The organism is Sphingomonas sp. LH128, from assembly GCF_000293195.2.
Taxonomy (GTDB): domain Bacteria; phylum Pseudomonadota; class Alphaproteobacteria; order Sphingomonadales; family Sphingomonadaceae; genus Novosphingobium; species Novosphingobium resinovorum_A.
In genome coordinates, this window is the sequence record NZ_ALVC01000487.1 from 1 (window position 1) to 1,040 (window position 1,040).

1 pseudogene is annotated in these 1,040 nt (G+C 75.7%); it reads right to left on the bottom strand.

The window, feature by feature from the left end:
- Nucleotides 1-1,040 (bottom strand): annotated as a pseudogene (locus LH128_RS28860) (chromosome segregation protein); the annotation flags it as partial.

The window sequence follows — 1,040 nt, forward strand, 5'->3', positions numbered from 1 at the left end:
TGCCGTGCTTCGGCGGCGGTGACGGCCGCGCGCAAGGGGGGCAGCTTGGCGTCGAGTTCGGCGAAGCGGTTCTCCGCTTCCAGCCTTGCGGCTTCGGCCGCGCCTTCGCCGCGCGCGACGAAGCCGTCCCAGCGGCGCAGCACGCCCGCGCGCGTGACGAGCCATTCGCCGGGTTTCAGCGCGCGCGCGTCGTCCGTCTCGACCACATGGACCAGCGCGAGGCGGGCCGCGAGTTCGGGCGGGCACTGCGCGACATGCGCGGCGAGGCTGTCGGCGACCGGAGCGGGGGCCTCCGCGCCGGTCCAGAAGCGGCCGTCGGCATTCGGCACTACGCCCAGCGGGGCCTTGGCGTCGCGGCCGAGCACGGCGGCGACGGCGCGTTCGTAGCCGGGCGCGGCGCGCACCGCGTCGATGGCGACGGGCAGGCCATGCGCGGCCTTGGCGCCCTTGGCCCGCGCCTCGCGGTCGCGGACGAGGGCGGCGTGTTCGCGCTCGATGCCCGTGAGGTCGGCGCGCGCGCCTGCTAGTGCCGAGGCAGCGGCGTCGCGGTCGGCCTGTAGCGCGGTCTTGCGCGCCTGCATGTCCTCCAGCCCCTCGCGCGAGCGGGCGAGGACGGCGCTGGCATCCTCTGCCTTGGCACGCGCGGCAGCGATGGCGGTTTCGAGGTCGCCGAGGTCGGGCAGGGCGGCGACTTGCGCCTCGATCCGGGCGACGTCCTGCGCCACGCGGGCCTGTCGCGCCTTCGCCTGCGTCAGTTCGGCTTCGGCGATGCGCCATTCGGCCTCGACGCCCGCTTGCTTCGCGGTCGCCTGCGCGAGATCGAGTTCGGCGGCGCGGCTGGCCTGTTCGGCGCCATCGACCATGTTGGCGAAGCGCGGGCGCTGCGCTTCATCGGCGGCGAGCTGCTTTTCGCCCTCGGACAACTCGCGCTCCAGCCGGGCGAGGGCCTCGGCGGCGTCGCGGGTGAGGCGGTCGGCGTCGTGGCGGTCCTCTTCCAGCCGGGTGCGCTGGCGGTCGAGGTCGGCGAGGCGCTGCTCGGC